The sequence below is a fragment of the Clostridia bacterium genome (genome assembly GCA_017405765.1).
Classification (GTDB): Bacteria; Bacillota; Clostridia; order Oscillospirales; family RGIG577; genus RGIG577.
Genome location: JAFQZS010000038.1, coordinates 39,235 through 47,163, shown reverse-complemented (window position 1 = coordinate 47,163; position 7,929 = coordinate 39,235). Strand labels below are relative to the sequence as shown.

Genomic DNA, 7,929 nt, shown 5'->3' with positions numbered 1-7,929 from the left:
GTTCACAGAGGGCCAGACCGAGCCGCGCCGAATTTGAGAAAGCCTCGTCGCCTACGGCTCCTCGTCTTTCTCAAATTCGCACATATAACCTTCGTCATATTTTTTCGGGTGAAGTGTCACACATCATTGACGACTCTACACTTTTGTAAAATACATGAACTATTTTATGTTGACTTTAAAAGTGATACATCATAAAATTATATAAAGACAAAATTTTGGGAGTGTATTTTGAATGAGCGAAATCAACACAATAGTAGTAAAGGTCGGCTCCTCTACGATAACGCATAACGGCGGCGGGCTTGACCTTCTCCATATATAAAAGCTGGTGCGCACATTGTCCGATTTTCAGAATATGGGCAAAAAAGTAGTGCTCGTATCCTCCGGCGCCGTTGCCGTGGGCGTATCTAAGCTGGGACTTGACAAAAAACCGAAGGACACTCCCGGAAAGCAGGCCGCCGCGGCCGTCGGTCAATGCGAGCTTATGTTTATATATGATAAGTTCTTCTCGGAATACAACAATTCCGTAGCCCAAGTGCTTTTAACAAAGGACGCGACCGAGGATCCGATTCGTCGGCAGAACGTAATAAACACATTGAACCGCCTCATGGAATCGCGCGTTATACCCATAATCAATGAAAACGACACAGTTTCCACAGAGGAGCTTGAATTCGGCGACAACGACACGCTTTCGGCCATAGTCGCAACGCTTGTAGGCGCGGATACGCTAGTGCTTCTTACCGACGTTGACGGGCTCTACGACAAAAATCCGCAAAAGAACGCGCGAGCGCGCCGCATACCCGTAGTGCTCAAGATAAACGAAGATATAATGTCGCTTGCAGGCGATTCGGAAAGCGACGTAGGCACGGGCGGCATGATAACAAAGCTTCACGCCGCAAAGATCGCTACTTCTCACGGCATAGATATGTATATCGCGTCGGGCAGCGATCCGGCTATACTTTACGATATATTGGAGGGCAAGAGCGTAGGAACGCTCTTTGTAGCCAGCGAACTAAATGAAGAAAAAACCGAATAAAGGAGAAAACGCCATGCTTGAACAAATGGGAAAAAACGCAAAGCTTGCATCAAGGCAGCTTTCGGGCCTTTCGACAAAACAGAAAAACGACGCGCTTAAGCTCATATCCGACGAGCTTATGCTCCAAAAGGACAAGATCCTCTCTGCCAACGCAGAGGACATAAAAAAAGCTAAGGACAACGGCATATCCGACGTTATGATAGACCGCCTTATGCTCAGCGACAAACGTATAGAGGGAATGTGTTCGGCAATTGGCGAGCTTATCGCGCTTGACGATCCCGTGGGCGAGGTCATTTCCATGACAAAGCGCCCAAACGGTCTGCTTATCGGTCAGAAGCGTGTGCCGCTTGGCGTTGTTGCAATAATTTTTGAGTCGCGTCCCAACGTATCGGTAGACGCGGCCACCATATGCCTTAAAACTTCCAATGCGGTCATCTTACGCGGCGGCAAGGAAGCGATAAACTCAAATATCGCACTTTCCGAGGCGATGCGCGACGCGCTGAAAAAGGCGGGACTGCCGCGCGACGCCATTCAGCTGATACACGACACGAGCCGCGATACCGCAACAAAGCTTATGCGCCTCAATAAATACGTTGACGTGCTCATACCGAGAGGCGGCGCCGGTCTTATCCGCGCCGTTGTAGATAACGCCAATGTGCCTGTTATTGAAACGGGCGTGGGCAACTGCCACGTTTTCATTGACGAGACGGCGGATTTCGATATGGCGGTAAATATAACTGATAATGCCAAAACGCAGCGTCCCTCCGTTTGCAACGCGATAGAGAGTCTCCTTGTACATGAAAAGATAGCAAAAGAGATACTGCCGCTTGTGGATGCGCGCTTAAAGGAACACAATGTTGAGATACGCGGCTGCGAAAAGACGTGCGCTATACTCAGCGACGCAAAGGCCGCTTCCGACGAGGATTATTATACCGAGTTTCAGGGGTATATACTTGCGGTAAAGGTGGTTTCCGGCATTGACGAGGCGATAGCGCATATAAACAAATACGGCTCAGGTCACAGCGAATGCATAATAACCGAGTCGTATAAGAACAGCCAGAAATTTTTGGAGGATATAGACGCCGCAGCCGTTTATGTAAACGCTTCGACGAGATTTACCGATGGCGGCGAGTTCGGACTCGGCGCGGAAATGGGCATCTCAACACAGAAGCTCCACGCGCGCGGCCCGATGGGACTTTGCGCCATGACAAGCACGAAGTTCATCATTTACGGCGACGGACAGATAAGATAAGAGAGAAAATACGAGAAAAGAGACGCCGGTCGCGTCTCTTTTTTATATGCATTTTTTCCTGAAGTCAAGGGGGCTTTAAAACTGCGTTCCAAGACTTCCAAAATGGCTTCCCCTTTGGAGTAAGGCTTTGGCTTACTTTCGGCGGGGCCTTGTGTCGGGCGCACTGTGCGACGCGGCGATCTGTGATCTTTGGCTTTGGTGGCGTATTAGACCGCGCGCCCGAAGGGGTAACCTTCGGGCGCGCGTTGTATTATCTTACTTATCGCTTTCGTCTGCGGGCGCGTCGCCTGCGTCGGACTTCGGCGCGGGCTTCGGCACGTCGTCCTCGTCAAGCACGGGCTCGTTGTAATCCGTCACGTCCTCTTCAACGTCATCTTCGTCGTTATGCGGGCGCACCTTTCTTGCGCCCGGCGCGGGCGGATAATGCGACGGACGGCGCGACGCCGGCGGAATAGGTATCACACGGGGCGGCTCGCTCTTTTTCGGCTCGGGCTTCTTTATGAGCGACATCGGATCGTCGCTGTTCAAAAGCAGCTCGAAACGCTCGCCGTCCAGCTTTTCCTCCGCCATCAGCGCGGCGGCTATTATATGAAGCTCGTTCATATGCTCCGTAAGTATCTGTGTGCATTTCTCATAAGCTTCGTTTATAATGCGGCGTATCTCATCGTCGATCTCGCTCGTTATCTTTTCGCTTATATGCTTTCCGGTCGAAAAGTCGCGTCCTAAGAATACCTCGCCGCCCGTATCGCCGTAATTTATCGGGCCGATGCGGTCGCTCATACCGTAAGTGGTTACCATACTGCGCGCAGACGAGGTCGCTCGCTCTATGTCGTTCGACGCGCCTGTAGAGATATCGTCAAGCACGAGCTTCTCTGCGACTCTGCCGCCGAGCAGTACTACGATACTCTCGAAGATCTCCTTTTTCGACATATATGACTTATCCTCCTTAGGAAGCGACAGCGTATAGCCGCCTGCGCGTCCTCTGGGGATTATCGATATCTGATGGACGGGGTCCGTCGTAGTAAGATGGCGCGTAACTATCGCGTGTCCCGCCTCATGGTACGCGGTAAGCCGCTTCGACTTTTCGCTCATCACGCGCGAATGCTTTTCGGGGCCTGCAATGACCTTTATCATGGCCTCTTCAAGCTCCTGCATACCTATGGAGCGCTTATTCTTTCTTGCCGATAAAAGCGCCGCTTCATTTAAAAGGTTCGCAAGGTCGGCGCCCGTAAAGCCTGCCGTCGTCTTTGCCACGACCTCGAAGCTTACATCCTTGTCGAACGGCTTCCCGCGCGCATGAACGTGAAGTATCGCCTCGCGTCCCTTAACGTCGGGATATCCTACATATATCTGACGGTCGAAGCGTCCCGGACGAAGGAGCGCCGGGTCAAGTATGTCGGCGCGGTTCGTCGCCGCAATAACGATAACGCCCTCGTTCGCGCCGAAGCCGTCCATTTCAACGAGGAGCTGATTAAGCGTCTGCTCGCGCTCGTCATGTCCGCCGCCGAGTCCCGCGCCGCGGTGACGTCCCACGGCGTCTATTTCGTCGATGAATATGATACACGGCGAATTCTTCTTTGCCTGATCGAACAGATCACGCACACGCGATGCGCCGACGCCGACGAACATCTCAACAAAGTCGGAGCCCGATATCGAGAAGAACGGTACGCCCGCTTCGCCCGATACGGCCTTTGCGATAAGCGTTTTACCTGTTCCGGGAGGGCCTACGAGCAATACGCCCTTCGGTATGCGCGCGCCCAGCTCCGTGAATTTATGCGAATCTTTAAGAAAGTCTACGACCTCCTTAAGCTCCTCCTTTTCCTCGTCAGCTCCGGCCACGTCGTTGAAGGTGACCTTCTTCTGATTGTCCATAGCAAGCTTTGCCTTGGATTTGCCGAAGGACATGACCTTGCCTCCGCCGCCGCCCTGCGACTGATTCATCATGAAGAACCAGAACACTATGATTATGACCATGAACACCGCGTAAGGTATCATGCTCATCCACCATGACGGCTGGAATTCCTGCGGGAAGTCGAAGCTTTTTATTATGCCCTCGTCGTACTGACGGTTGTACGTCTCCTTAAAATCCTCGACGAACATATCCGCGCTTCTTAAGCGGAATATGAGCGTCTCGTCGTCCTTCGTCGTGACCGTGAGCGTAAGCCCGTCAACGACAAATTCCGATACCTGCTCATCCGCGAAAAGCTGACGCAGCTCGGAATAGGGCATTACCTTCGTCTCGGTCGTTGAAGGCTGGCGCATCGTAGAGATAGCCAAAACGAGAAGTATCATAAGTACTATATAGAAACCGTACGCCCGGAAATTCTTTTTCAAAATGCTTTCACTCCTTACTGTGTACCATGAAATACGCTAATTGTATATTTCGGGTTTGAGTACGCCGATATACGGAAGATTGCGATATCTGTTTCCGTAATCAAGGCCGTAGCCCACTATGAACTCGTCGGGTACGTCAAATCCGGTATATTCCGCTTTAAGCTCTGTGCGCCTTCTTGAAGGCTTGTTGAATATCGAGACTATCTTTACGCTTTTCGGATTTCTCGATAGAAGCAGCTTCTTTACATAGGAAAGCGTAAGCCCCGTGTCTATGATGTCTTCTATTATAAGTATGTCGTAACCGGAAATGTCGAAATTGAGGTCGCGCGTTATCTTTACATTTCCCGAAGTGACCGCGCCCGAACCGTAGCTCGACGCCGCCATGAACTCAACTCTCACGGGCAGCTCTATTCTGCGTATAAGGTCGCTCAAAAATACGGCGGAGCCATTCAGAATGCCTACGCAGAGAAGCCTTTTTCCTGTGTAATCGCGCGTTATCTCGGCGCCCAGCTCGCAGACGCGACGCGCTATTTCGGTCTCGCTGTAAAGTATGGTCTTTATATCTTCGTGCATAAGGATTAGCTCCTTTTTAGTTGAATTGTTTTATCGGCGACGCCTTGAAGCATATGACGCGCTTCGTGTCGGGCGTTACGGCGGCTTTCGCCGAGGGCCGCATCACAGGGCATACCCACAATATATCGCCGCCCGAGCGAAGCACCGGCAGACGCGCCCGGAGGAATGCGGGTATCTTCTCGTCCTGCATGAATCGTTTCACGCTGCGCTTTCCCGCGCCCGCGAAAGGATAAAAAACGTCGCCCTCTTTTCGCTCCGTAAAAAAAGCTTCAGAGGACATTATATCATAGTCCATATACAAAATTCCATTAATTTTTTTTAAATTCTGCGTATAATTTTTTACTTTATATGAAATTTTTATCCCCGCCGAGTAAAAATAAAGCGTATCCTCGCTTTTATCTACCGGAAAAACAAAACTTTCGGGCTTTTCTTCTTTTAAAAAGTATATGCGTCCGTAAGACGACTCGAGGCGTGCGCCGTGCGAGAGCGTCTCCGAATAATTGCCTTCTTTTTCGTATATCGCCCGCATCGCCCGTGAAACGGCAGTAAAATCGGGCTCTTCGCCGCATACGCGGACGCATGCAGCCGACACAAGGCGCGAAAGCACCGCCTCCGGCAAAACCGAAAGCGCGCCTCTCTCAAACGATATATAAGCGCCGCGGTCGTCGCTTTCTTTCATTATCTTTTCGGCCTCGGCGTGAAGATACGTCTCGTCGCGCGAAAAGATCGCAGCGCTGCGCGCGGCGGTATCGACAAACGAGGGATTCATTCTTTCGATAAGCGGTATAAGCTCGGCCCGCACGAAATTGCGCGTATAGGCCGTGTCGGCGTTCGTCTCGTCCGTCATGAATGAAAGTTTGGCTTTTTCTGCGTATGCAAGCACGTCCGCCTTTTTTATGTCTAAAATGGGGCGAATGACTGCGCCGCGCCTGTACGGTATGCCGCTAAGCCCGCGCGCCGACGCGCCGCGTACAAAATTTAAAACAAGCGTTTCGGCGTTGTCGTTTTTGTTATGCGCCGTGGCGCAGATGTTAAGGCCGCGCTCCTTCATTATTTGGGAAAACGCCTCGTATCTTACGTCGCGGCCGCATTCTTCAAGTCCCACTTTGCGCACTCTTGAAAGCGCGGGCACGTCGATACGCCTTATATGGAGCCTTACGGCGTATTTTTCGCACAGCTCTTTGCAGAACTGCTCGTCGCGCCCCGCCGTAGGACGTATCATGTGATTTATGTGCGCCGCCTCAAGCGTTATATCCCGCTCGGAGGCAAGGCGCAAAAACAGATGGAGCATAACGACGGAATCGCTTCCTCCCGAAAGCGCCAAAAGTACGCGGTCGCCGGTATTAACGAGCGCGCGCGAGTCTATAGTATTAAGAAACGTATCGTAAACCTTGTCATTCATCTGTGCGTTTCCATTCTATCGTATCAAAGCGAGTGTAGCGTCCGTCCCACGAAAGCTCTATCATGCCTGTCTCGCCGTGGCGGTTTTTTGAGACGATGACCTCGCAGACGTTCTGCTTCTCCGTTTCTTTGTTGTAATAATCCTCGCGGTAAAGCATGAGCACCATGTCGGCGTCCTGCTCTATTGCGCCCGATTCTCTGAGGTCGGAAAGCTGCGGACGCTTGTCCGTTCGAGATTCGGGGCCGCGCGAAAGCTGAGACAGGCATATAACGGGCACGGAAAGCTCTTTCGCCATGATCTTAAGCGAACGCGATATCTCCGATACCTCCTGCACGCGGTTCTCGTTTCGCTTTAAGCCCGACTGCATGAGCTGAAGATAATCGATAACTACAAGCCCCAAATTCTTGAAGCGGCGGCATAAGCTTTTCATCTCGGCAACGGTTATGGCCGAGGAGTCGTTTATAAATATCCGGCACTCGGAAAGCGCGGAGGCCGCGCCCGTCACCTTTGCCCAGTCCTCGCTTTTAAGCTCTCCTGTTTTTATGCGCGTCGCCTCAACGCGCGCCTCGCTTGAGATCATGCGCTGTACAAGCTGCATCGCGCTCATTTCCAGCGAAAATATAACTACTTCCTTTTTCGTTTTACGCGCCACGTTCTGCGCAATATTGAGAGCAAAGCTCGTTTTTCCCATTCCGGGACGCGCCGCAATAAGCACAAGGTCAGACGGATTTATGCCCGAAAGCTTCATATCGAGCGCCGAAAAGCCCACGTTTAGTCCCAAAAATGCCTCGGGGTTGCTTTGAAGCTCTCTTAAATGCATAAGCGACTCCATCATAACGTCGCGTATGCTCACAAAGCCGCGCGTTTTCTTGTCGTTTTGAAGCTCATATATGCGCTGCTGTGCAAAATCTATAAGGTTTTTCGCCTCATCGTCGGAAAGCGCGGCGTGTGCGCGTATTTCGTCAGAGACATCGATAAGGCGGCGCATCATGCTCTTGTCGCGCACTATGGCGGCATACGAGGAGGCGTTCTTTGTCGTGGGTACGGCCTCCATAAGCGAAAGTATGTATTTGAGCGTGAAGTCCTCGTCGTAATAGCCGGCAAGCTTCATCTGCTCTATGAGCGTGACGTAATCTATCGTAAGTCCCGCATCCTGCATTAAAAGGAGCGTTTCAAATATCTGTCTGTTCTCTTTTTCGTAGAAGTCGTCGGCCGATACAAGCAAAACGACTTCGTCAAGCACATTCGCGTCAAGAAGTATGGCGCCTAAAAGCGACATTTCCGCTTCCTTTGAGTAGGGCGCTCTCTCAATATCGAATGATTCCATTTAAAGCC

5 protein-coding genes and 1 pseudogene are annotated in these 7,929 nt (G+C 51.4%); 2 read left to right on the top strand and 4 right to left on the bottom strand.

Annotated features, from left to right (window positions below):
• The first annotated feature begins 232 nt into the window (after positions 1 to 232).
• A pseudogene (gene proB / locus IJG50_06890) lies at positions 233 to 1,033 on the top strand (glutamate 5-kinase).
• A gap of 13 nt (positions 1,034 to 1,046) precedes the next feature.
• Complete coding sequence (locus IJG50_06885) at positions 1,047 to 2,285, top strand: glutamate-5-semialdehyde dehydrogenase (GenBank protein MBQ3379575.1); 1,239 nt, start codon at positions 1,047 to 1,049, stop codon at positions 2,283 to 2,285.
• Positions 2,286 to 2,540: 255 nt separating this feature from the next.
• On the opposite strand, the gene ftsH is transcribed toward IJG50_06885, so the two are convergent.
• The 4 genes from ftsH to dnaB form a co-directional block, all read right to left on the bottom strand.
• Positions 2,541 to 4,577, bottom strand: a complete 2,037-nt coding sequence (gene ftsH / locus IJG50_06880; protein ID MBQ3379574.1) for an ATP-dependent zinc metalloprotease FtsH — start codon at positions 4,575 to 4,577, stop codon at positions 2,541 to 2,543.
• Positions 4,578 to 4,655: 78 nt separating this feature from the next.
• Positions 4,656 to 5,192 (bottom strand): hypoxanthine phosphoribosyltransferase, encoded by a 537-nt coding sequence (hpt, locus tag IJG50_06875; GenBank protein ID MBQ3379573.1) that lies wholly within the window; start codon positions 5,190 to 5,192, stop codon positions 4,656 to 4,658.
• A 16-nt stretch (positions 5,193 to 5,208) separates the two neighbouring features.
• Positions 5,209 to 6,594 (bottom strand): tRNA lysidine(34) synthetase TilS, encoded by a 1,386-nt coding sequence (tilS, locus tag IJG50_06870; GenBank protein MBQ3379572.1) that lies wholly within the window; start codon positions 6,592 to 6,594, stop codon positions 5,209 to 5,211.
• A complete protein-coding gene (gene dnaB, locus IJG50_06865) occupies positions 6,587 to 7,921 on the bottom strand; it encodes a replicative DNA helicase (GenBank protein ID MBQ3379571.1) in 1,335 nt (444 codons plus the stop codon). The genes tilS and dnaB overlap by 8 nt, the downstream gene beginning before the upstream one ends.
• Between the last annotated feature and the right edge of the window lie 8 nt (positions 7,922 to 7,929).

Excerpts from the sequence above, each read along its gene's own strand:
- hpt (MBQ3379573.1), bottom strand. The coding sequence starts at position 5,192 with ATGCACGAAGATATAAAGACCATACTTTACAGCGAGACCGAAATAGCG.
- ftsH (MBQ3379574.1), bottom strand. The coding sequence starts at position 4,577 with ATGATACTTCTCGTTTTGGCTATCTCTACGATGCGCCAGCCTTCAACG.
- dnaB (MBQ3379571.1), bottom strand. The coding sequence starts at position 7,921 with ATGGAATCATTCGATATTGAGAGAGCGCCCTACTCAAAGGAAGCGGAA.
- IJG50_06885 (MBQ3379575.1), top strand. The coding sequence starts at position 1,047 with ATGCTTGAACAAATGGGAAAAAACGCAAAGCTTGCATCAAGGCAGCTT.
- tilS (MBQ3379572.1), bottom strand. The coding sequence starts at position 6,594 with ATGAATGACAAGGTTTACGATACGTTTCTTAATACTATAGACTCGCGC.